The following is a 22,817-nucleotide window of genomic DNA, read 5'->3' on the forward strand; positions in this document are numbered from 1 at the left end:
CACGATCCTCACTGCCCGCCGCTCTTCGGCGCGCGATCCGGATCCTGCCACAGCGTCGGGACGATGTCCGAGACGTCGATGTCGTGGTGGTCGTCGGGGGTCACGCCCAGAATCGCGCCGACACGCGCGATCGTGCGACCGACGACCGGGGCGACGTTCCACGCGGCGGTCTTCAACCCGAAGGTCTCCTTCGTTCCAAGCGGCGAGTCGAGCATTGCCACCACCACATAGCGCGGCGCGTCCATCGGGAAAGCCGCCGCGAAGGTCGCGACGTTCCGCGACCGGTCGTAGCCGCCCGCCACCGCCGCCTCGGCGGTGCCGGTCTTGCCACCGACCCGGTACCCCGGCGCGTCGCCCTTGCGCCCGGTGCCGCGCAGCACGACCAGTCGCAGCATCTGGCGCATCCGCGCGCTGGTCGCCTCGCCGATGACGCGCCGTCCCGCAACCTCGTGGCCCGGCTGCACCTTGAGCAACGTCGCCGGGCGCCACGTCCCGCCGTTGACCAGCGCGGCATAGGCGTTGGCGAGGTGCAGCGGCGTCACCGCAATACCGTGGCCGTAGGCGGTCGTCATCGTCGTGGTGCGCGCCCAGAAGGTGGGCCACAGCGGACGACCCTTCTCGCGGATCTCGATGTCCGGGCGGGTATCGAAACCAAGCTTGCGGAACATCTTCTGCATCCGCTCCGGCCCGACCTCGTCGGCGACCCGCGCGGTCGCGACGTTCGAGGAATAGATCAGCGTTTCCGCCATATTGAGCCAGCGCTTCGGATCGCCGCGCTCGTCATGGATCGTGTAGCGACCAACCTGCAATGGATGCGTCGCGTCGAAGCGTCGCTCCATCGAGGTGACGACGCCATTGTCGATCGCCGCCGCCATCGTGATCGGCTTGAAGGTCGAGCCCAGTTCGAAGACGCTCTGCGTCGTGATGTTGCGGAGCTGCTCGCTGCCCGACATGCCGACGCGATTGGGGTTGAAGGTCGGCAGCGACACCATCGCGACCACCTCGCCGGTGTGGACGTCGAGTACGACCCCGCCGCCGCCGCGCGCGGAGAAGGTCGTCATCGCGCGACCCAGCTCGCTCTCCATTGCCGCCTGCACCCGCGTGTCGATCGACAGCGTCACCGGCTGGTTGATCGTCGCAGGATTGGTGAGCCGCTCGTCGAGCGCGCGCTCGATCCCGCTCATCCCATGCCCACCAGTGATGAAGCCGAGCACATGCGCGCCGAGCGTCGATTGCGGGTAGAGGCGCTGCGTCTCGCGTTCGAAGACGATGCCGGGCTCGCCGATCGCGTTGACGGCCTCGACCAGCGCGGGGCTCGCGCGGCGATTGAGATAGGTGAAGCTGACCGGACGCGTGATCTGCGCATAGAACCACGCCTGATTGCCGCGATCCGGCATCAGGTCGGCGAGCTTCTGGGCGATCTGCGACGGGTCGCCGAGCAACTTTTTCGGATGGACGCCGATCGTCCACGCGTCGATCGTCCGCGCGAGCGGCGCGCCGTTGCGGTCGACGATATCGCCGCGCGGCGCGGCCAGCACCGGCGCGAAGCCGCGCTCGCCACCCTCGGTCAGCCCGAGCATGGCCAGTCGCCCGATCACGATCAGCACCGCCGCCGCGAACAGCAGCATCAGCATCATCAGGCGCAGATGTTGCGTCGCCAGCATCTGCTGGCGCTGGTCGCCCGAACGGCCGGCGCGAAGGGGTCGGGCGACCAGGGTGGTCACCGCAGGCGGCTCCGTTCGACGCGCGCGCCGCTCAGCAGGTCACCCAGCGTATTGTCGCTGAGCAGACCGCGATCGAGCATCGCCACCTTGGCAACCTTGACCGGCGCGGCTGCAGCGCGGGTCGCCACCCGCGTGGCGGCGGCCGGGGTGGCGGCGGCGGCGACCTGCACCGCGGCAACCTTGACGATGGCAGGCGTGGCGGTCGCGGTGCTGGCGGTGGCGACGGCGGGGACAATGGCGGCGACCGGCGCGGCAGGGACGATCAGCTGCGCGGTCTGCACCGGCACGTCACGGCCGGGAGCAGGCAGGCCCGGCAGCGGCGACAGCGCCGCCAGCGCACGCTCGTTCGCCACGAATTGCTGCGCGGTCGGCACGGTCAGCGCCAGCGTGTTGCCGTTCCAGCGTTCGAGTTGCGCGAGGTTGGCGCGCACGTCGAACTCGGTTTCGAGCGCACGGATGTCGCGCTCGGCCGAGGAGATACGGCGGTCGACCTGCTCGAGCCGCTTGCGCTCCGCCGCGACCTGCGACGACACGAGGTAGAAGCCGATCGCCACGATCGCGCAGCCGCTCAGCCACCCGAGTCCCTTCAACCGATATATCGCCGCCATCGTTACGCCTCCAAACGCCAAGGTGCCGCCCCGGTACGCCGGGCAGTGCGAAGTGTGGCGGAGCGGGCGCGCGGGTTTGCGGCCAGCTCCGCATCGCCCGCACGGATTGCGCGGGCAGTGATCTCGAAGGTCGGTTCGCGCACGGGCGCGGTGACCGGCATATGCCGCGACCCGCCGGGTGCCGCCCCCGACCGGTCGCGCAGGAAGCGTTTGACGATGCGATCCTCCAGCGAGTGGAAGGTCACGATCGCCAGCCGCCCGCCGGGCTTCAGCACGCGTTCGGCGGCCTCAAGCCCCTGCGTCAGCTCGTCCAGCTCGCCGTTGATGTGGATGCGCACCGCCTGAAAGGCCCGGGTCGCCGGGTCCTTCTTGTCATGCGGGCGATGACCGAGCGCCTTGCGAACGACGTTCGCGAATTGCGCGGTGGTTTCGAGCGGGCGCGCCGCGACCACCGCGCGCGCGATCCGCCGCGACTTGGGCTCCTCGCCAAAGCGGTAGAGCACGTCGGCGATCGCTTCCTCATCGGCCTCGTTGAGGAAGTCGGCGGCGGACATGCCCGCCTGGCTCATCCGCATGTCGAGCGGGCCGTCCGTCTGGAAGGAAAAGCCGCGCGCCGCCTGATCGAGCTGCATCGACGACACGCCGATATCCATCGTCACGCCGTCGACCGGCACCGCATCGCGCGCCGCCAGTTCCGCCTCCAGTGCCGAGAAGGTCGCCGCCACGAGCGTCAGGGCGGCTTCTTCCTCCAGCGCGCGACCGCTGGCGATCGCATCCGGATCGCGATCGAACGCGATCACCGCCGCGCCGGTCGCGAGGATCGCGCGGGTATAGCCGCCGGCGCCGAAGGTCGCGTCGACGTGGCACTCACCGGGGGCAGGGGCGAGCGCGGCGACGACTTCGTCGAGCAGGACGGGGATGTGCGGGGCGGCGGCGCTGCTCATGACAGGGGGATCCCCTTGTCCTCGCAGGTGAATTCCACATACTCCTTGAGGAAGGGGTCGATCCCCGGCGTCTCGATGAGGACGTTCGGGGCCCAGATGGTGATCCAGTTGAACGCGCCCAGAAACACCGCCGCGCCGTGGATACGGGCGTAGCGGCGCTCGAACGTCGGCATGATGAAGCGGCCCGAGCCGTCGAACGGCAAAGGCTCGGCCCCGCCGGCGCGGTCGAGGATGTTGTAGTCGGTGCGGCCGCTGGTCGCGAATTGCGCGGCATCCAGCGCCTCAAGCTTGGCCTTCCAGAACGGCACGAAGCCGGGATCATAGGCAATGAGGCAGCGATGTTCGGGGTGCGGCGCGATGATGACGGTGCCGCCATCCTTGCCGTCTTCACGCGGGGCGTTCTTGGCCAGCGTCGCCCGCAGGGTGTTGGGAATCGCGACCCGGCCCTTGTCGTCGACAAGACCGAGACCCTTTCCCTGATAATCCACCCTGTCGACCACGCCCACCTCGCACCCGGAGCGCACAACCACCCTGCCCGACGCGCGGCCATCGCCGCACGCCGACGTTGCTGTCAGCAAACAACAGTGGTTCTGCCCCCAATGTCGTCGAGGATAGGTAACAGGGTTGAGTGGGGATGAGAAGGGATTTTAGGGGAAATTCGGGGACAAGCTACGTTGCTGTCGGAATTTCCCCGGATTCCATGGCGGAGCATGGGCGCGCCGCCGCAACAGCGGCGGGCCAACCGCATCAACGCGGGCGACGGGCCGAAATTTTGCTTAACGAGGGGCGAATTCCCCGGAATTCCCCGGCACCGCCGCCACAAGCGGACCGCCTGCGCGGGCGAGCGAACCGCCTCCACGATGGCTGCCGGGCGAATCGGCGAGCGGCACGTAACGGGTCGATCTACCGCGGGCGCGGGCCGCGGCGCGGCGCTCACAACATGCCGTTGGTCGAGGACGAGTCCGGCGCGGGTTGTTGCTGAGCGGGCGATTCGGCGGCCGAGGGCGTCGGCGCCGCGCCGGGGGTGACACCCATTTCGGCGAGCGGCTCGTTCGGAGGCGCAGCGGTCGGCGCAGATGCCGGCGCGCTCATGTTGGCGACCAGTTCCGGTTGCGCGGCACCGCTCACGCTGACCGGCTGCTGCTGATTGACCGAAGAAAAGATCGCACTTGCCAGACCGATCAACAGCACGACCGCCGCCAGACCGATCATTCCGACGCGCACGCGCTGCCGGGTCTGTTCCGCCTGTTGCCGTTCGACGGCGGCCTTGTCTTTGATAGGAGCCTTCATCGGTCACGCAATTCTAACCGATCGTCGCGGGAGTGTCGATCAATTCGTTAACGGCCGATCGTGCACCTGGCCGCGCACCAGCCCCTTCGAGGCCAGCCAAGCCGGATCGTAGAGCGTCGAGAGATAGCGGAACCCGGTATCGCACAGGATCGTCGCGATTCGCTTGCCGGGCCCGAGCTGCCGCGCCAGCCGCACTGCGCCCGCGACATTGATCCCCGACGACAGGCCGAGGCACAGCCCCTCCTCGCGCAGCAGCCGGTCCGTCCAGTCGAGCCCTTCCTGATCGGGGATGCGGAACTGCGCGTCGACCGGCGCGCCCTCCAGATTGGCGGTGATCCGCCCCTGCCCGATCCCCTCGGCAACCGACGAGCCTTCGGCGCGCAGCTCGCCACACGCATAATATTCGTAGAGCGCCGCGCCGTGCGGGTCGCTGAGCGCGATGCACACGTCCGGGTCGTGCGCCTTCAACCCCAGCCCGACCCCGGCGAAGGTGCCGCCGGTGCCGACCGCGCAGGTGAAGCCGTCAATCCGGCCATCCATCTGCGTCCAGATCTCCTCGGCAGTGCCGACGATATGCGCGCGCCGATTGGCGATATTGTCGAACTGGTTCGCCCAGATCGCGCCCGGAGTCTCCTCCGCGATCCGCCGCGACGTATGGACGAAATGCGCCGACGACGAATAAGGGGCGGCCGGCACCGTCACCAGCTCGGCACCGAGCGCGCGCAGCGTGTCCATCTTCTCCTTGGACTGGGTGTCGGGCATCACGATGATCGTGCGATAGCCCTTGGCATTGGCGACCAACGCCAGCCCGATGCCGGTATTGCCCGCCGTCCCCTCGACGATCGTCCCGCCGGGCGCGAGCACCCCGCGCTCCTCGGCATCGGCGACGATGAACAGCGCGGCGCGATCCTTCACGCTCGCGCCCGGATTGGCGAACTCGCACTTGCCGAAAATGTCGCAGCCGGTGGCCTCGCTCGGCCCCTTCAGCCGGACGAGCGGCGTATTGCCGATCAGGGCGAGGGTATCGGTGGTCGTATGCATGGCGGCGTAGATGCGGGCGCGCCGGGCGATGCGCAAGCGATTGAAACTATCTGTCGCCCTCTCCCGCCTTCATCGCGCTCGCCAAGCCACGATTAAGCTGTCATGTTCTCGTTTCGTTTTCTCAGCCGAGTCGCCCCAAGTCGCCCATGCCCGACCTGCCGCCCCGACCGCTGCGCTGGCTGTTCCTCGACCTGAACAGCTATTTCGCGAGCGTCGAGCAGCAGTTGCAGCCCAGTCTGCGCGGGCGGCCGGTGATCGTCGCGCCGGTCGGCACCGACACGACGGTGGCGATCGCCGCCTCGGTCGAGGCGAAACGCTACGGCATCTCGACCGGCACGCCGGTGTGGGAGGCGAAGCAGCGCTGCCGCGAACTGGTCGTCACCCCGGCGCGGCACGAGCGCTATGTCGAATTCCACCATGCGATCGTCGCCGAGATCGAGCGGCACATTCCGGTCACGAAGGTCTGTTCGATCGACGAGGTCGCGTGCCGGCTGCTCGACAACGAGAACAATCGCGCGCACGCCGAGGCGCTGGCGGTGCGGATCAAGCGCGGCATTCGCGAGAAGGTGGGCGCGTGCCTGACCTCCTCGGTCGGGATCGCGCCCAACCGGCTGCTCGCCAAGCTCGCCTCCGACCTGCAGAAGCCGGACGGATTGGTGGTGTTCGAGGCAGCCGATCTGCCGCACGCGCTCTATCGCCTGTCGCTGCGCGACATCAGCGGGATCGGCGCGAAGATGGAACGGCGGCTGGCGCGCGACGGGGTCAACGATATCCAGCAATTGCTCGCGCGGCGGCCGCGCGATGCCGGTCATGCCTGGGGCGGCACCAATGGCGACCGGCTCTGGTATCTGCTCCACGGTGTCGATCTGGCCGAGAAGGCGACACAGAGCCGCACGATCGGGCACAGCCACGTCCTGTCGCCCGGCAAGCGCGGCTATGGCGCGGTGCGGCTCACCGCGCGGCGGCTGGCGCTCAAGGCCGCGAGCCGGCTGCGCCGCAAGGCGTATCGGGCGCGGCTGCTGGTCCTCCATGCGCGGTTCGAGGATGACAAGAGCGTGTGGCGCACCTCCGCGAAGCTACCGGCGACGCAGGACAGTTTCGCCGTATTGTCGGCGCTGGACACGCTGCTGCCACGATTGCGCGCGCAGGAATTGGTGCATCGCAGCGGTTGCCGGATGATCGGCGTGACGCTGGCGGAAATCGAGCCCGTCACCGCCGAGCAGCATTCGCTGTTCGCGCATCTGCCCGCCGACGATCCGCTGGCGCGCGAGACGCGCGGACTGGCGCTGAGCCGCGCGATGGACCGTATCAACGAGCGATTCGGCCGCCATGCGGTGTCAGTCGGCGCGATGCACGGAGGTCGGCTTGATCGCGTGGGTACGAAAATTGCGTTTGGACGCATCCCGGACAGGGATGAATTCCACGAATGACCCAAAGTCTGATGCACCGCAACAAACCGTGACTTGACGGAGTAAAGCGCATCGGCGAAGCGGCACATACTATGCAGAAGCTTTTCCCCCTCTCGGTGGCCGCCGCCCTGCTGGCGCTGTCGGCCTGCAACTCCGAACCGTCCTCGCCGCAGGTGCTGGACAGCAATCCCGATCCGATGGCCTCGGCACTCGCCAATGCTAAGCCGGTCGAGCTGCCGCCCGCGATCAAGGCCGACAAGACCATGCGCTGCAAGGACCAGAGCCTGGCGTACGTCACCTTCTTCGACGGCGACAAGCAGGCAGTGGTCCGCACTGAAAAGGGCGGCGCCGCCACCACGCTGAAGGCCGAAAAGGCCGGCGATCCGCTGACCGCCGAAGGCGGCTGGAAAATGACTGGCAACACCAGCGAGGTAAAGCTGACGCGTCCGGGCAAGTCCGAGCTGGTCTGCCACTCGTAACGTTCTGATCGGCAGGCTGCGATCGGCCTGCCGTTTTTTGTCGTGCCGGACTTGATCCGGGATGACGGGCGCCAGTGGATCGGCCTGGCGTTTGCGGTCGCAGGCCGTCCCGTGTGACGGTCCTTCGCCGCCTGACCCGCGATGGCGCGGGACGCGTACAATCTACATCATCTTCCTTGCCCTGCGTCCGGCCTGACCGTAGCGTCGCGCGCATGACGACGGTGGCAGTCTACAGCGTTAAGGGCGGGGTCGGCAAAACGACGCTGGCGATCAATCTCGCCTGGTGCGCGGCGACGTTGTCGTCGCGGCGCACGTTGCTCTGGGATCTTGATCCGCAGGGCTCGGCGACCTGGGCGCTCGGCGACGGGCGCGCGCACGATCGGGCCGGGGCGCTGTTCGCCAAGGGCGTCGCCCCCGCCAAGTTGATTGCGAAGACCGCGTTCGATCGGCTCGACCTGCTTCCCGCCGACGCCTCGTTGCGCGACCTCAACCACCAATTGCGCGAACTCGACAAGAAGCGGCGGCTGCGCAAGCTGGTCGCCGAGCTGGGCGATCACGATACGGTGGTGCTCGATTGCCCGCCCGGGCTGACCGAGACCGCCGATCAGGTAGTGCGCGCCGCCGATCTGCTGGTGGTGCCAGTCGTCCCCTCCGCCTTCTCGCAACAGGCATTCGCGACGCTCGATCGCGAGTTCGGCGGGCAGGTCCCGATGCTGCCGGTGCACATGATGGTCGACCGCCGCCGCGCGCTTCATGCCGAGGCGATCGCGCGGCATCCCGACTGGCCGGTCATTCCGATGGCAAGCGCGGTCGAGAATGCGACGGCGCAACGGCTGCCGACCGGTGTCGCGTCACCACGCAGTGCCGCCGCCACCGCCTTTGCGCAGCTGTGGCGGACGATCGAGCTGCGGCGGGCTTGACCGGCCCCGGAACACTCGACCCGGGGCTGTTGCTCGGCGCCTATTCGGTCGGGGTGTTCCCGATGGCCGACAGCCGGGACGCGGCGAGCATCTATTGGGTGGAGCCGCGCCGCCGCGCGATCCTGCCGCTCGACGGCTTCCATCTCTCGCGCTCGCTGCGCCGCGTGATCGTCGCCGACCGCTTCCGCGTGACGGTCGACCGCGCGTTCGGGCACGTCATCGCGCTATGCGCCGAGTCCGCCGACGATCGTCCCGAAACGTGGATCAATGCGATGATCGAGGACGCGTTCGTGCGGCTCCACGCCCTGGGCCATGCGCATTCAGTCGAATGCTGGGACGGCGACCGGCTGGTCGGAGGGCTCTACGGGTTGGCGGTCGGGCGGGCGTTCTTCGGAGAAAGCATGGTCAGTCGCGCGCCCAATGCCTCGAAGGTCGCGATCGCGTCGCTGGTCGCGCGGCTGCACGCGGGGGGCTATTCGCTGCTCGACTGCCAGTTCATGACCGCGCACCTCGCCTCGCTCGGCGCGCAGGAAATCGACCGCGCCGATTACATGGCGTTGCTGGGCGCGGCGCTTTCCTCGACCGGTTCATCGGCGGCATCTTCGTCGACGGCGCCGGCGGAGGCCGGCGGCGGAGACTTCTTCGCGCTCGACGGCGAAGCGGGGGCGGACGGCGCCGTGCCGGGGAAAGTGGTGGCGCAGCTTCTCGGCCAGACGTCATAAACCGGGTGAAGCACGACATTGAGCGCCGGACGCTCCTTGTAGAGCCACCCCGAGAACGCCCGCCGCCAGTGTCCGTCGATTCCGCGCACGTCGAGCTGGACGAACGCCCCGGTCAACTGCTCGGGCTCCCACGGCGCCGTCTTCTCGCAGGCGCGGAGCCGCACGATCACGTCGCCGACCCGCCCCGCCTGACCGGGGCGCAGCGTCAGCGCGCGGCTGACGCCGTTCCGCTTGTTGAGCAACCCCAGCACCGCGACGCGCTGCGCCATCGGGGTGGTGCCGGCGTCGACCGGTATATCCTGCGCGTCGGCACGCACCTCGTCGGCCGCAGGGGGCGAGCCGGCGTCGGGCAGCGTCTCCGGGATCGCCTTGCTCACGATCGGCATGTCCGGCGCCGGCGTGCGGGCACCGGGACGCAGACCCAGCCCCGCCCAGGTCACCCCCGCTGCCGCCACGACCACCAGCCCGCCGATCGCGAGCGGACGCTTCACGCGTCGGGGCTCCACGCCTCGTAATCGCCGGTCGCTGCGGCACGATGACCGCCCTTCTCCAGCGCACCCTGTGGGCGATAGGCGAACGCGGTGCCGGTCATGTTCGGCACGGCCGGCTTCTCCCATTCGCGCGGCGGAGGCAGCACCTCGGTCGGGACGCCGTCCACCTGACGGTGGAGCCAGCTGAACCATTCCGGCGGCACGCGGCTGACGTCGTTGGCGCCTGCATAGATCACCCAGCGGCGCGGCTCGCCCGCGGTATCGCGACCGCCCAGCCAATAGGTGTTGCCGAGATAATCCTCGCCCACCTGACGCTTGCCGCGCAGGCCGTAAAGGATGGTGCCCCAGCTTGCGCCGTTCCACCAGGTGAAGGGGTTGAGATTGATGCCCATCGTGGCGCCTCGCTTACCCGCGTGCGCTCGCCCGTTCAATGCCCCGTCGCACGCGAGAGTCACTCGGGCGCGGCGACCCCGACCGCAAGCGGCCCCTTGCGCCCCTGCACCACCCGCGCGCGCAGCCGTTGTTCGGGCTCGACATCCGCAATCCCGGCGCGGCGCAGCGTCTCCATGTGGACGAAGATGTCGCCGGGACGCGCCAGCGCGACGAGGAAGCCGTAGCCCTTGATCCGGTTGAACCATTTGACGCTGACGTCCTCCCACTCCGCCTGCGCCGCGGCATCGTCGGCGGTGATTTCGGGGGACAGTCGCTCGCGATCGCGGTCGCGTACCGTTTCGGTCGCAGCGGCGAGGTCGAGCGCGGAAATTTCCACCGCCTGCCAGCCGCGCGGCCCCTGCGCCGCCAGCCCCTGCAGGCGCGTTCCTTCGGGCAAGGTTCGGCGACCATAGGCCTGCAACACGCTGAAGTGGAGCAGCACGTCACCCATCGCCGAATCGTCGGGGACGATGAACCCGAAACCGCGCGTGGCATCGAACCATTTGAGCACGCCCGACAGGGCGACCGACGCCGTGACGTCATCGGTCGCTCCGGCGCGAAGTTCCGCGCCCCCGGTCGGTGTGCCAGGCCCGTCGTGCACGTCGCGTCCCGCCCCTTTTTCATCCCCGGTTAACATCGGTGCACTGCACCATGAGCGAAAGCAAGAAGGGATATGTCAGTCTAATGCCGGAATCTCGCCGGGCGCGCTGTCCACCACCCGCCGGGCGATCGTCATGGCGTGCCCGGCACGCAGCAACGCGGCCAGCTGCCGCTCACGAACACGCGGGTCGGCGCGCGCCACGGCGAACGGCCCGATGCGCTTGCGCCGCGCCAGCCGCAAGGCACTTTCCAGCGCCGTCGCGTGCGCCTCATCGATCACCGGAGCACGATCCTCCTCGTCCAGCCCGGCAGCACGCAGCGTCTCGGCGACGCGCCGCGCGCCATAGCCGCGCCGCGCCAATGCCGCGCCTTTCTGCTCGGCGAAGCTGCGATCGTCGACATAGCCGGCATCGGCCATCCGCTGTGCCACGTCGCGCGGGTCGGCGGGCGCGCCGTCCCAGCCACGCTCGCGGATCTTGCGGGCCAGATAGTCGGCCAGCTTGCCACGCGACGTCGCGAACCGCTCGACATAGCGGAGCGCCAGCCGCTCCAGCGCCGCCGCGTCGAGCGGCGGCGGGATGCGACGCGGCGTGCGCGCGGAGGGGGGTGTCGGAGCCACGCCTTGATTGTGCCACACTGACCGTGGATTCTAACGCTCAAAATTTTAACACATCCGGCAAACCGCCATTTTTGCCGGTCAACCATTGCGCACGCGTGACAGGTGCGACAGGAACACAGGATGACGATCGACCCCGCCACGATGACCGCTCCCGCGACGGTTGCGCCGACGGCCACCCCGACCGAGGATCGGCTGCCGCGCCGCTTCTCGGATTTCACGACGCTGGGCGAGGCACTTGATTACGCCGCATCAGGCGTTCGCGGACTGAACTTTCACGACGCGCGCGGCATGCTGGTGCGCGGCTATCCCTTCGTGCAGCTGCGCGCCGACGCGCACGATGCCGCGCTGCGGCTGATCGCCGCCGGGGTCGCGCCGGGTGATCGCGTCGCGCTGGTCGCCGAGACGAGTGCCGAATTCGGCGCGCTGTTCTTTGGCGCGGTGCTGGCGGGCGCGTGGCCGGTGCCGCTGCCGCTGCCGACCTCGTTCGGCGGGCGCGAGTCCTATATCGACCAGCTCCGCGTCCAGCTCGCGAGCTGCGACCCGACGATGCTGATCTATCCGGGCGAGCTGGCGCAGCTGGCCGGTGCCGCCGCCGAGGCGTCCGGGGTGACCGGGGTCGACTGGGCCGAGTTCGCGACGCGCCCTGCCCCGCGCGCGGACCTGCCTGCCGCCGACGCCGACGACGTCTGCTACCTGCAATATTCCAGCGGCTCGACACGCTTCCCGCATGGCGTGGCAGTGACGCACCGCGCGCTGCTCAGCAACCTCGCCGCGCATGCCCACGGGATGGAGATCGTCGAGACCGATCGCTGCGTATCGTGGCTGCCGTGGTATCACGACATGGGTCTGGTCGGCTGCTTCCTGTCGCCGCTCGCCAACCAGGTATCGGTCGATTATCTGAAGACCGAGGACTTCGCGCGCCGCCCGCTGTCGTGGCTCGACCTGATCAGCCGCAACACCGGTACGACGCTCAGCTACTCGCCGACCTTCGGCTACGACATCTGCGCGCGGCGTATCTCCAGCCAGACCAAGGCGTCGGATCGCTTCGACCTGTCGCGCTGGCGCGTGGCCGGCAATGGCGCCGACATGATCCGCCCGGATGTGATGCAGGCGTTCGTCGACGCGTTCGCGGATGCCGGTTTCCAGGCGACCGCCTTCCTGCCCAGCTACGGCCTCGCCGAAGCGACGCTCGCCGTATCGCTGATGCCGCCGGGCGAGGGGATCCGGGTCGAGCTGGTCGAAGAGACCGAGCTGTCAGGGATGCACCATGGCGAGGATCGCCCGCAGCGTTATCGCGCGATCGTGAACTGCGGCAAGGCGGTTCGCGACATGGAGATCCAGATCCGCGAGGAAGACGGCACCCCGTTGCCCGACGGCGCGATCGGGAAGGTCTGGTGCCGCGGGCCGAGCGTGATGGTCGGCTATTTCCGCGATCAGGCCTCGACCGACGCGTGTCTGGTCGACGGCTGGCTCGACACCGGCGACATGGGTTACATGTCGGACGGCTACATCTTCATCGTCGGCCGCGCCAAGGACATGATCATCATCAACGGCCGCAACCATTGGCCGCAGGATATCGAATGGGCGGTCGAGCAGCTGCCCGGGTTCAAGGCCGGCGACATCGCCGCGTTCGCGATTACCGCACCCGGCGGCGAGGAGACCCCCGCGGTGCTGGTGCAATGCCGCAGCTCCGACGAGGCCGAACGCGTCCGGCTACGTGACGAGATCCGCGACCGCGTGCGGTCGGTGACCGGCATGAATTGCGTGGTCGAGCTGATCCCACCGCGCACGCTGCCGCGCACCAGCTCGGGCAAGCTCAGCCGCGCCAAGGCGCGCAACCTGTATCTGGCCGGCGAGATCAAGCCCTACGATCTGGCGGCCTGAAGGCACGCGGGGATCGCCGCCGTCCGGCGATGCCCCGGGACCGTCGCGGCGACGTCGCGGCGAAATATTTTTCACGTCACCGCGGCCGGCACGGCGAGGGTGATATAAGTATAAAACATTGAGATGCCGACATAGGTCGGGCGATCGCTTAACCGCCGTCGCCCGCCTTGTCTTTGATTTTGCACCAATTTGCCTGAACCGAGCTGCTCAGGCGCGCTGTGATCCACATTGTGCCGGGCAACGCTTCGTCAACCAGACCGTGCGTAAGACCGGCGCGTGACGACCTTCTCCGCTTCCCCGCTCGCGCACCAACCACCGCTTGCTGCGCTCTTCGGGCTCAGCAACGGCGACGACCCCGATCTCTGGGGGCGGATCCGCGCGGCGCAGTTGCTGGCGGCGCGGCAACAGGCATTGCTGCTGCTGGCGGCCAACCTGACCGGGGCCGCACTGGTGGTGATGGTGCTCAACGCCTGCGTCGCGGTGTCGTGGCTGGCGGTGTGGGCGATCGGGGTCGGCGTATTGGCAGTCGGCGGCGCGGTGCGGCGACTGCGGAGCCCGGCGCAGGTCGGCGGCTATGCCGATCTTGCCGCAATGCACGCGCCGGTGGTGGAGAGTGCGGCGCTGGCGCTCGTATGGAGCGTGGTGCCGGTGCTGTTCGGCCCATACCTCCACGTCACGACCGCGCTGGCGATGCATATCGTGCTCGCAGTGCTGATGGCCGCCTATGCGATGGCGATGGTCTCGGTGCCGCTCGCGACCATCGCGTTTATCGGCACGACGACGCTCGCCGCCGCGATCATCCTGTTCATCACCGGCCATGCCGCGGTCGCGGTCGCCGATCTGTTGTTCGCTGCCTTGCTGTGCCTCAGCACCTTCGACCGCGCCCGCGCGCTGGCCATGCTCCACGCCGCCGGGGTGACGCTGGCCGAGCGCGACGGAACGATCGGGCTGCTGCTGCGCGACTTCGATGAAACCTCTCCCGACTGGCTCTGGCAGACTGACGCCTCGCGGCGCATCGTCGAGCCGAGTGCCCGCTTCGCCGCCGCCTGCGGGGTCGAGCGCGACCAGCTCGCCGGGCGTCCGCTGCTGGAGGTGCTGGCGGGTGCGGGGTGGGACAGCGGGCAGGTCGCGCCCGTGCTGCGCGAGCTGGCGACCCGACTGCGCAACCGCGAGGCGATCCGCGACCTCAATCTGCCGGTTGCGGTACATGGCGAACAACGTTGGTGGCGGATCGCCGCCTCGCCGCGTCGCGATGCCGATGGCCATTTCGGCGGATTTCGCGGCGTCGCGTCGGACGTCACCGAAGAACGCGCCTCCGCCGAGAAGATCGCGCGGCTGGCGCGGTTTGACACGTTGACCGGTTTGCCCAACCGCCTTTCGGTCAACGAGGCCCTGGCGGATGCCGTCGCCACGGCGGAACGCGAGCGGGCGCGCTGCGCGCTGATGATGATCGATCTCGATCGCTTCAAGGCGGTCAATGACACGCTTGGGCATCCGGTCGGCGACCGGCTGCTCGGCAAGGTTTCGGAGCGGCTGGCAACCCTGCTGGCCGATCGCGAGATCGTCGGGCGGCTGGGCGGCGACGAATTCGCCGTGGTGGTGCGCGATGCGTCGGACCCGCGGCGGGTCGAGCGGTTGGCGCGCGCGATCATCGAGACGCTGTCGCGCCCCTATGAGGTCGACCAGCACACGCTCTACATCGGTGCGTCGGTCGGCGTGGCGACGTCGCCGCGCGACGGGCGCAGCGCCGAGACGCTGATCCGCTCCGCCGATCTCGCGCTGTATCGCTCGAAGGATCAGGGTGGCGGCGTCTTCCACGCCTATGAGCCCCAGCTCCACGCTCAGGCAGAAGAACGCCGCGTGCTCGAGATGGCGCTGCGGCAGGCGCTCGCGAACGAGGAGCTGTCGCTTGATTATCAGCCGGTGGTCGATGCCACGTCCGGGGCGCTGCGCGGGTTCGAGGCGCTGCTGCGCTGGCGCCATCCCGGTTTCGGACTGATCCCGCCGTCCAAGTTCATCCCGATCGCCGAGGAGGCGCGGCTGATCGCGCCGATCGGCGAATGGGTGGTGCGCACCGCCTGCGCCGAGGCGGCGGGCTGGCCCGACAACGTCCATGTCGCGGTGAACGTCTCGCCCGAACAGCTTCACAATCCGCAGTTCGTCACGATCGTCGCCGAAGCGCTCGCCGATAGCGGCTTGCCCGCGCGGCGGCTCGCGCTGGAGGTGACCGAGAGCGTGTTCCTGCGCGAGGGCACCGGCGCGACGCGCGTGCTGAGCGAGATTCTCGCGCTGGGCGTCGGGCTCAGTCTCGACGATTTCGGCACCGGCTATTCGTCGCTTGGCTATCTCAGTTCGACGCGCTTCTCGTCGATCAAGATCGACCGCAGCTTTGTCCAGACCGCCGCCGCCGGCCGGGCCGAAGCGATCGCGATCATCCGCGCCGTGGTGGCGATGGCTGACAGCCTCGACATGACCACCACCGCCGAGGGCGTCGAGACGGAGGCCGAGCTACGGCTGGTCCAGGATCTGGGGTGCCGCAGCATTCAGGGATATTACTTCGGCCGACCATTGCCGGTCGTCGAGGCGCGCGCGCTGGCGATGCGTGAGTTGCAGACGCACGCCGCGTAACGTTCGTTCGAGCAATCGCTTGACGAACGCCGCGGATACGTTCAACAGCAGCGCCCGCACAGGAGTGTAGCTCAGTTGGTAGAGCATCGGTCTCCAAAACCGAGGGCCGTGGGTTCGAGTCCCTCCACTCCTGCCAGAAACCTTTTGTAAACCTGGAGCCAATACGCCGCTTGCGTGTTGTGCCGCACAGCGCCATAGCGCGATCTGGGTTAATGCCACCTAAGGGAGTTCTACATATGCGTTCGATCCTCGCCGGCGCCGCCGCGCTCAGCCTCATCGCCACCCCGGCGCTCGCCGCGACCAGCAACCCGGCCGCCAGCCTGTCGGTTGCGCAGTCGCGCGCTGCTTCGCCGTCGGCCAAGAAGAGCGAGCTGGCCGGTGCCGGCCTGTTCGGCGTCATCATCGCCGCCGGCATCGCCGCGATCGGCGTGATCGCGATCGTCAACGACAGCAACGACGATTCCGACAGCAACTGATCGGACGCGCATGCTGCCATGATGGCGGCGTGCGACGAAGGTGACGAAGGGCCGGGCGCACCGCGCGCCCGGCCCTTTTTCGTGTGCGTCGCCCGGCGCGCGGGCACCCGTCTGCCCCGCTTGCCTTTTGCGGTGCACGATCCTATGTCCGATGCCACATCCGACAGCGCGGACGGCTTGCCATCCGCTTCCCGGTCTCGGACCGGGCAGCGGTAGCGATCCTATGCCGGGACTTCATTTTCAGGCTCAACCGGGCCGGGCTCAACGAGGGCGCAGTTTCGTGGCGAAGACGACCCCGATCGAATTCATCCGTCAGGTGCGGACCGAGACCGCCAAGGTCGTATGGCCGACCGGGCGCGAGACGGTGATGACCGGCGTGATGGTTGTCATCATGACGACGGTGCTCGCGATGTTCTTCCTCTCGGTCGATTCGATCTTCAACGCCGTTGTGAAGGCGTTGCTGAGCCTGGCGCAGTAAGGACGGAATTCCAAAAGATGGCGCGCTGGTACATCATCCACGCCTACTCGGGCTTCGAGGGCAAGGTCCGCGATTCGATCATGTCGGAGGCCACCCGCATGGGCCTCGAGCAACTGGTCGAGCAGATCGAGGTGCCGACCGAGACGGTCACCGAGGCGCGCCGCGGCAAGAAGATTGCGGTCGAGCGCAAGTTCATGCCGGGCTACGTCCTCGCCAAGCTGGCGATGAACGACGACGTCTATCACCTCGTCAAGAACACGCCCAAGGTCACCGGTTTCCTTGGTTCGTCGGGCAAGCCGCAGCCGATCTCGGATGCCGAGGCGGCGCGGATGCTGAACTCGAAGGAAGAGGCGGCCGCCGCCCCGAAGACCAAGGTCAAGGTCGATTACGAGATCGGCGATGCGGTCAAGGTTCTGGAAGGTCCGTTTGCCAGCTTCAACGGTACCGTCGAGGAACTCGACTTCGACAAGTCGAAGGTCAAGGTGTCCGTCAGCATCTTCGGCCGCGCGACGCCGGTCGAGCTCGACTTCGAGCAGGTTGAGCGCAGCAAGTAATTCGGCGTTCGTCGCCCCGGGCTCAAGCCGGGGCACGGCTTCTTGCCGCCTGAGCTGGCCGACTCACCAAATCTCGTCATTGCGAGCGTAGCGAAACAATCCAGCGCCGGATCAGGACGCTCTGGATTGGTTCGCTACCCTCGCAATGACGTACGCCTACACCCCCGCCCGCTCGCCGCCGCCATCACCCGCCCCCGCTTCATCGCGCCACGGTGCGTCGACGAGATGCGGGGCGAGGTCGACACGCTTGCGCTGCTGGCGCACCTCCAGGCCCGGGGTGAACAGCATGGTCTGCGAGCGACGAAACTGTGCCGGCGTCATTTCCACGAATTGCCGAAACTCGCGATTGAGGTGCGACGCGTCGTAAAAACGCAGCTCGGCCAGTTCGTCGGCGGTCGGCACCGCCAGCCCGCGCATCACCGCCGCCATGTCCAGAAAGCGGCTGCGGCGCAGCACGGTCTTGGGCAGATGCCCGAAATGCGCGCGTACCGTGCGATCGAGCCGCCGCCCCGACATGCCGAACTCAGCCGCGATGTCGGCGACCGCGCGCACCGGATCGGCCCGCGCGATCCGCTCGAACGCGGTGCTGACCGGATCCGGCGGCGTCGCCCGGACGACGACGCGTTCGAGCACCACCTGCTCCATGCGTGCGAACGTCTGCTCGTGATCGTAGACGTTCTCGGTCGCCCAGCGTAGCGCCGCGCCCCAGTCGCCGCCGATCGGCGCCAGCCGATCCGCCATACGATCCGCGGGCGCCTCGCAAAACGAGAACCATGCGCCCGGCCGGATCATGAACCCTGCTGCGATGATCGGACCGCGGCAGCGCACCGCGAATCGCCGCTCCTGCGCGCCGAACAGCATCGGCCCTTCATAGGCGGTCCAGCAATCGTCGATCAGCGTTTCCCACGCGCCGACCACCGGCACGCGGACATAGGCGTTTTCATGGAGCAGGAAGTCGTCGAGCAGCGCTTCCGCGGGACGCTCGATAACCGTTACGAAAAAGCGCGCGATATGATCGGCGAGCGCAGCCGGAGGCGTCCGGCTCAGCGACAGCGGCGCCCCGCCGAGAGATGCACCAGTACGCGGAATCGCCCCATTCATTGTTGGTGGCTACGACAACCAGCACGATTGCGGCAGCGAAAAGCTGAGCAGGGTTAACCAATATCCGGCCATTGTGTCGTGTGCGCCACATGTCGCACGATCCGGCGGTTGCGTTTTCGGGGGCGATCCGCTAACGGCGCACGCTTCCCTGTCATCATAGACCTGGAACGTGCGGGAGGGTGTCGCCACGGCGGCGCCCGGACGAACCGCTAGACTTGAACCGGGCGCAGCGGCGACGTTGCGCCCCGTAACAGAGTGAGACGCATGGCAAAGAAGATCACAGGCTATATCAAGCTGCAGGTCCCGGCCGGTTCCGCCAACCCCTCGCCGCCGATCGGTCCGGCGCTGGGTCAGCGCGGCGTGAACATCATGGAATTCTGCAAGGCGTTCAACGCACAGACCTCGGAGATGGAGAAGGGTTCGCCCCTCCCCACCGTCATCACCGTCTATGCCGACCGTTCGTTCTCGTTCGTGACGAAGACGCCGCCGGCGACCTTCCTTATCAAGAAGGCGGCGAACCTGAAGTCGGGCTCGAAGGAGCCGGGCAAGGTGTCGGCGGGCAAGATCAAGCGGTCGCAGCTGGTCGAGGTCGCGCAGGCGAAGATGAAGGATCTGAACGCCAACGACATCGAGGCAGCGACCAAGATCATCGAAGGCTCGGCCCGCGCGATGGGCCTCGAAGTGGTGGAGGGCTGAGATCATGGCATTGAGCAAGAAGCAGAAGGCCATCACGATCGATCGTGAGAAGCTGCACGGCGTCGACGAGGCGATCGCTTTGGCGAAGTCGGGGGCGACCTCGAAGTTCGACGAGACGATCGAGGTCGCGCTGAACCTGGGCGTCGACCCGCGTCACGCCGACCAGATGGTCCGTGGCGTCGTCACGTTGCCCGCCGGCACCGGCAAGACGGTCCGCGTCGGCGTGTTCGCGCGTGGTGCGAAGGCCGACGAGGCGCGCGCCGCCGGTGCGGACGTCGTCGGTGCCGAAGACCTGATGGAGACCATCCAGGGCGGCACGATCGATTTCGATCGCTGCATCGCGACCCCGGACATGATGGGCGTCGTCGGTCGCCTCGGCAAGGTGCTGGGTCCCAAGGGCCTGATGCCAAACCCGAAGCTGGGCACGGTGACCATGAACGTCGCGGAAGCCGTCAAGGCGGCCAAGGGCGGTCAGGTCGAGTATCGCGTCGAGAAGGCCGGCATCATCCACTCCGGCATCGGCAAGGCGTCGTTCGCGCAGGAAGACCTGCGTCGCAACTTCGACGCGCTGGTCGACGCGGTGGTGAAGGCCAAGCCGTCGGGCGCGAAGGGCAAGTATGTCCGCAAGGTCGCCGTCAGCTCGACGATGGGCCCGGGCATCAAGGTCGACACCGCGGAAGTCGCGGGGGCGTAAGCCCGACGCGACGGCCGAGGTCGTCAGAAAAGCCGGCGTGCTCGCAAGAGTGCGCCGGCTTTTTCGTGTCTGTTTTGAACACAGCGACGTCGGGTGATGTGGCGACGGCACCGACGGAGGCGATTGACATGGGCCCCTGCCTTCGCAGGGGCGACGGTGCCTCACTCAGCCGTCGCCCCTGCTCAGGCCGGGGCCCATGTCTCTCTCGTTCAGCGCGACGTAGCGCCAAGACGCAACTTCCCTGTGTCAAATCGTGGGAAGATTACCCCGCCTTTCCAACGCTCCACCCGCCGCATCGCTGTCGACAAGCCTGCCGCGGGCCGGCACTCTCCGCCGCCATACGGAGAGGATCATGCCGCATTACGGCGACTATCAGAACGCGATCTATTTCGCGGGCCTGTCGGGAATCATGCCGGAGTGGCCGGTCGATTATGCCGGGCTGCGCGCGCGTGCCGAGGCGCATTGGTCGCCGTCGATCCGCGATTACGTGCAGGGCGGCTGCGGGGATGAGCGGACGCAGGACGTCAACGCCGCGGCGTTTTTGCAATGGGGCATGGTGCCGCGGATGATGGTCGACACCACAACGCGCGATCTGTCAGCAACCTTGTTCGGTCGCACGCTCCCCTCACCGTTGTTCATGGCGCCGATCGGGGTCAACGGCATCTGCACCGACGACGGGCATGGCGATCTCGCCGCGGCGCAGGCGTCGGCCGAGACCGGGGTGCCGTTCTGCGCCTCGACGCTCGCCAACGATCCGCTGGAGGATGTCCACGCAGCGTGTGGCGAGACCCCCGCCCTGTTCCAGCTCTATACCTCGCGCAACCCCGATGTCGCCGCCAGCATCGTCGCGCGCGCCGAGGCAGCAGGGTACGCCGCGCTGGTCGTGACGCTCGACACCTGGGTCACCGGCTGGCGGCCGCGCGACCTCAACACCGGCAACTTCCCGCAATTGCGCGGGCAGGTGCTCGCCAATTACTTCACCGATCCGGCGTTCCGCGCCTTGCTCCCCCGCCCGCCCGAGGACGATCCGCACGCCGCGGTCGCGACCTGGGCGGCGACGTTCGGACACGTGCTGACGTGGGACGACATGGCGTGGCTGCGCTCGCTGACCAAGATGCCGATCGTGTTGAAGGGCATCTGCCACCCTGACGACGCGCGCCGTGCGCTGGATTGCGGCGCCGACGGCATCTATGTGTCCAATCACGGTGGGCGACAGGCCAATGGCGGCATCGCCGCGATCGATCTGTTACCCGACATCGCCGCTGTGGTGGCCGGTCGGGTCCCTTTGCTGTTCGACAGCGGCGTGCGTTCGGGCACCGATATGGTCAAGGCGATTGCGCTCGGGGCCGATTTCGTCGGTGTCGGGCGCCCCTATTGCTACGGACTGGCGCTCGGCGGCGCGGCCGGGTGCGCGCATGTGCTCAAATGTGTGCTCGCCGAGGCCGATCTGTTGATGGCGGTCAACGGCTGGCCGACACTGGCCGCGGTTCGCGCGGCGGGCGCCCGGCGCGTCTGAAACCCGCTGTCCTACATCCTCCAACATCTGCGAGCCCACGCGCATCGGCAGGCACGGAGCACATGATGCAGGAACTGGTGGAACAGACGATCGACGCGCACGGGCGGCGCGGAACCGGCGGGGCGCGGCGGGTGACCGTCAACCGCCGCGAATCGCCGCTGGCGTGGCTCGCGGCGCGGCAACTGGTCAGCAGGCGCCAGAACGAAGCCGGCGAACGGCTTCAGCAGGATTACGAACGCGCAGCACTGGGCGTGGCGGTGACGATGCGCTGGACGCAGCGCATCGATGGCGGCGCGGGCGAGCGCCCGGAGCCGGCCGCCGCGCAGCTCGCCGCCAAACGCCGGTTCGACGCTGCGATCACCGCGGTCGGCCCCGGGCTGTCGGACGTGCTGTGGCGCGTCGTCTGCGCGGGCGAGTCGCTGCCCGACAGCGAGCGCGCGCTCGGCTGGCCATCGCGCAGCGGCCGGCTGGTGCTGACGCTCGCGCTCGACCGGCTCGCCGATCACTATCGCCTGCCCTGACCCACTTGCCGCCGGGCGCTCGCGTCAGCAGATAGGGCGGATGGAGATACGCTTCACCAAATGCCACGGTTCGGGCAACGACTTCCCGCTCGTCGACGGACGAACGCTGACGTTGTCGGAGCCGGATTGGGCGCAGCTCGCACGCGCGCTTGCGGACCGCACCGGACCGGTCGGCGGCGACGGGCTGCTGGTTCTGACCAACGGCGACGCGCAGGCACCGTTCGGGATGCGGATGTTCAACAGCGACGGGTCGGAGGCGGAGACCTGCCTCAATGGCCTGCGCTGCGTCGCGCGCGCCGGGTTCGAGGCGCTGGCGATCGACCGTGCCACCGCGCGGCTCAAGACCAGCCACGCCACGGTCGCTTGTGCCGCCCCGCTTGCCGAGTCAGTCTATACCGTCGAGGAGACCGCCGGCCCGGCGACCCTCGACCTCGCACGCTGGCCGCTGACCGGTGCGGGCGAGCGGCTGGTCGATGCGCCGCTCACGACGCTGCCCGGCGATCGGCGTTTCACCGCGGTGGCGATGCCCAACCCGCATCTCGTGACGTTCGTCGACGCCGTCGACGAGGCGGAACTGGTCGCGATCGGCGAGGTGTGCGAGGCGGCACCGATCTGGCTGCCCAACCGCGCCAACGTCTCGTTCGTCGAGGTGCGTGACGACGATACGCTGTTCGTGCGCACCTTCGAGCGCGGCGTCGGGCTGACCGACAGCTGCGGCAGCGCGATGGCCGCCTCGACCTACGCCGCATGTCTGACCGGACGGATCGGCTACGACCATGACGTGACGGTGCTCAATCGCGGCGGGCTGGTCCGCGCGCGCGCGACCGGGGCGGCGATGGTGACGCTTCACGGTAATGCGACATGGGAATGGGACGGCGTGGTCGCGGTCGATCTCGCACGGGCACGCGCCGGCGACCTCCGCGTGCTCCGCCATTATGACGCGGAGATCGCCGCCTGGGCGCGCGTCGCCGACGCAGCGCGCTGAGCGGG

Annotated in this window: 24 protein-coding genes, 1 tRNA gene and 1 pseudogene; 15 read left to right on the forward strand and 11 right to left on the reverse strand. The window is 68.3% G+C overall.

What is annotated here, in order from left to right; translation table 11 throughout:
• Positions 1–8: 8 nt before the first annotated feature.
• From BACI71_RS10890 to BACI71_RS10915, 6 genes are all read right to left on the reverse strand, one after another.
• Entirely contained in the window at positions 9–1,724 is a 1,716-nt protein-coding gene (locus tag BACI71_RS10890) for a peptidoglycan D,D-transpeptidase FtsI family protein (protein WP_159758520.1), read from the reverse strand.
• Positions 1,721–2,332 (reverse strand): hypothetical protein, encoded by a 612-nt coding sequence (locus tag BACI71_RS10895; protein ID WP_159758522.1) that lies wholly within the window; start codon positions 2,330–2,332, stop codon positions 1,721–1,723. Before BACI71_RS10895 ends, BACI71_RS10890 begins: the two co-directional genes overlap by 4 nt.
• Positions 2,333–2,334: 2 nt before the next feature.
• Complete coding sequence (rsmH, locus tag BACI71_RS10900; RefSeq protein WP_159758524.1) at positions 2,335–3,276, reverse strand: 16S rRNA (cytosine(1402)-N(4))-methyltransferase RsmH; 942 nt, start codon at positions 3,274–3,276, stop codon at positions 2,335–2,337.
• Positions 3,273–3,782 (reverse strand): division/cell wall cluster transcriptional repressor MraZ, encoded by a 510-nt coding sequence (locus BACI71_RS10905; protein WP_236552955.1) that lies wholly within the window; start codon positions 3,780–3,782, stop codon positions 3,273–3,275. Before BACI71_RS10905 ends, rsmH begins: the two co-directional genes overlap by 4 nt.
• 427 nt (positions 3,783–4,209) lie before the next feature.
• Complete coding sequence (locus tag BACI71_RS10910) at positions 4,210–4,566, reverse strand: hypothetical protein (protein WP_159758526.1); 357 nt, start codon at positions 4,564–4,566, stop codon at positions 4,210–4,212.
• 39 nt (positions 4,567–4,605) lie between these two features.
• A complete protein-coding gene (locus BACI71_RS10915) occupies positions 4,606–5,607 on the reverse strand; it encodes a cysteine synthase A (protein ID WP_159758528.1) in 1,002 nt (333 codons plus the stop codon).
• A gap of 146 nt (positions 5,608–5,753) precedes the next feature.
• Between BACI71_RS10915 and BACI71_RS10920 the strand changes: the two genes are divergently transcribed.
• The 4 genes from BACI71_RS10920 (at position 5,754) to aat (ending at position 9,137) form a co-directional block, all read left to right on the forward strand.
• A complete protein-coding gene (locus tag BACI71_RS10920; RefSeq protein ID WP_159758530.1) occupies positions 5,754–7,037 on the forward strand; it encodes a Y-family DNA polymerase in 1,284 nt (427 codons plus the stop codon).
• Between the two features lie 71 nt (positions 7,038–7,108).
• Positions 7,109–7,495, forward strand: a complete 387-nt coding sequence (locus BACI71_RS10925; RefSeq protein ID WP_159758532.1) for a hypothetical protein — start codon at positions 7,109–7,111, stop codon at positions 7,493–7,495.
• Between the two features lie 212 nt (positions 7,496–7,707).
• Positions 7,708–8,415 (forward strand): ParA family protein, encoded by a 708-nt coding sequence (locus BACI71_RS10930; protein ID WP_159758534.1) that lies wholly within the window; start codon positions 7,708–7,710, stop codon positions 8,413–8,415.
• Positions 8,412–9,137, forward strand: coding sequence for a leucyl/phenylalanyl-tRNA--protein transferase (gene aat / locus BACI71_RS10935; RefSeq protein WP_159758536.1), 726 nt, complete (start codon positions 8,412–8,414; stop codon positions 9,135–9,137). Before BACI71_RS10930 ends, aat begins: the two co-directional genes overlap by 4 nt.
• Before the next feature lie 35 nt (positions 9,138–9,172).
• Here the strand turns inward: aat and BACI71_RS17940 are convergent.
• The 4 genes and pseudogenes from BACI71_RS17940 to BACI71_RS10955 form a co-directional block, all read right to left on the reverse strand.
• Positions 9,173–9,523: pseudogene (locus BACI71_RS17940) on the reverse strand (DUF2155 domain-containing protein); the annotation flags it as partial.
• Positions 9,524–9,624: 101 nt separating this feature from the next.
• Positions 9,625–10,020, reverse strand: coding sequence for an NADH:ubiquinone oxidoreductase subunit NDUFA12 (locus tag BACI71_RS10945; protein ID WP_159758538.1), 396 nt, complete (start codon positions 10,018–10,020; stop codon positions 9,625–9,627).
• 59 nt (positions 10,021–10,079) lie between these two features.
• A complete protein-coding gene (locus BACI71_RS10950) occupies positions 10,080–10,661 on the reverse strand; it encodes a cold shock domain-containing protein (RefSeq protein WP_236552956.1) in 582 nt (193 codons plus the stop codon).
• A 75-nt stretch (positions 10,662–10,736) separates the two neighbouring features.
• A complete protein-coding gene (locus BACI71_RS10955) occupies positions 10,737–11,279 on the reverse strand; it encodes a regulatory protein RecX (protein WP_159758542.1) in 543 nt (180 codons plus the stop codon).
• A 120-nt stretch (positions 11,280–11,399) separates the two neighbouring features.
• Between BACI71_RS10955 and BACI71_RS10960 the strand changes: the two genes are divergently transcribed.
• The 6 genes from BACI71_RS10960 (at position 11,400) to nusG (ending at position 17,299) form a co-directional block, all read left to right on the forward strand.
• Complete coding sequence (locus BACI71_RS10960) at positions 11,400–13,163, forward strand: fatty acyl-AMP ligase (RefSeq protein ID WP_159758544.1); 1,764 nt, start codon at positions 11,400–11,402, stop codon at positions 13,161–13,163.
• A gap of 276 nt (positions 13,164–13,439) precedes the next feature.
• Positions 13,440–15,791: a putative bifunctional diguanylate cyclase/phosphodiesterase gene (locus BACI71_RS10965; protein ID WP_159758546.1), complete on the forward strand. Its 2,352-nt coding sequence runs from the start codon at positions 13,440–13,442 to the stop codon at positions 15,789–15,791.
• Positions 15,792–15,851: 60 nt separating this feature from the next.
• A tRNA-Trp gene (locus BACI71_RS10970) sits at positions 15,852–15,927 on the forward strand.
• Positions 15,928–16,027: 100 nt separating this feature from the next.
• On the forward strand, positions 16,028–16,267 hold the full coding sequence (locus BACI71_RS10975) for a hypothetical protein (RefSeq protein WP_159758548.1): 240 nt from the start codon (positions 16,028–16,030) through the stop codon (positions 16,265–16,267).
• 280 nt (positions 16,268–16,547) lie between these two features.
• Positions 16,548–16,745 (forward strand): preprotein translocase subunit SecE, encoded by a 198-nt coding sequence (gene secE, locus BACI71_RS10980; protein ID WP_159758550.1) that lies wholly within the window; start codon positions 16,548–16,550, stop codon positions 16,743–16,745.
• Between the two features lie 17 nt (positions 16,746–16,762).
• Positions 16,763–17,299: a transcription termination/antitermination protein NusG gene (gene nusG, locus BACI71_RS10985; RefSeq protein WP_022687599.1), complete on the forward strand. Its 537-nt coding sequence runs from the start codon at positions 16,763–16,765 to the stop codon at positions 17,297–17,299.
• Between the two features lie 156 nt (positions 17,300–17,455).
• Here nusG and BACI71_RS10990 read toward each other — a convergent pair whose 3' ends face one another.
• Positions 17,456–18,400, reverse strand: a complete 945-nt coding sequence (locus BACI71_RS10990; protein WP_159758552.1) for an AraC family transcriptional regulator — start codon at positions 18,398–18,400, stop codon at positions 17,456–17,458.
• A 264-nt stretch (positions 18,401–18,664) separates the two neighbouring features.
• Here BACI71_RS10990 and rplK point away from each other — a divergent pair, with 264 nt between their 5' ends.
• The 5 genes from rplK (at position 18,665) to dapF (ending at position 22,812) form a co-directional block, all read left to right on the forward strand.
• Complete coding sequence (gene rplK / locus BACI71_RS10995; protein ID WP_159758554.1) at positions 18,665–19,096, forward strand: 50S ribosomal protein L11; 432 nt, start codon at positions 18,665–18,667, stop codon at positions 19,094–19,096.
• Between the two features lies 1 nt (position 19,097).
• Positions 19,098–19,790: a 50S ribosomal protein L1 gene (gene rplA, locus BACI71_RS11000; protein WP_159761126.1), complete on the forward strand. Its 693-nt coding sequence runs from the start codon at positions 19,098–19,100 to the stop codon at positions 19,788–19,790.
• A gap of 352 nt (positions 19,791–20,142) precedes the next feature.
• Positions 20,143–21,306 (forward strand): alpha-hydroxy-acid oxidizing protein, encoded by a 1,164-nt coding sequence (locus tag BACI71_RS11005; RefSeq protein WP_159758556.1) that lies wholly within the window; start codon positions 20,143–20,145, stop codon positions 21,304–21,306.
• 65 nt (positions 21,307–21,371) lie between these two features.
• Positions 21,372–21,827 carry a DUF6456 domain-containing protein gene (locus BACI71_RS11010; protein WP_159758558.1) on the forward strand — a complete coding sequence of 152 codons (456 nt, stop codon included), beginning with the start codon at positions 21,372–21,374 and terminating at the stop codon, positions 21,825–21,827.
• A gap of 40 nt (positions 21,828–21,867) precedes the next feature.
• Positions 21,868–22,812: a diaminopimelate epimerase gene (gene dapF, locus BACI71_RS11015; RefSeq protein WP_159758560.1), complete on the forward strand. Its 945-nt coding sequence runs from the start codon at positions 21,868–21,870 to the stop codon at positions 22,810–22,812.
• Positions 22,813–22,817 lie beyond the last annotated feature (5 nt).

This window comes from Sphingomonas sp. 8AM (assembly GCF_902506455.1).
Taxonomy (GTDB): domain Bacteria; phylum Pseudomonadota; class Alphaproteobacteria; order Sphingomonadales; family Sphingomonadaceae; genus Sphingomonas.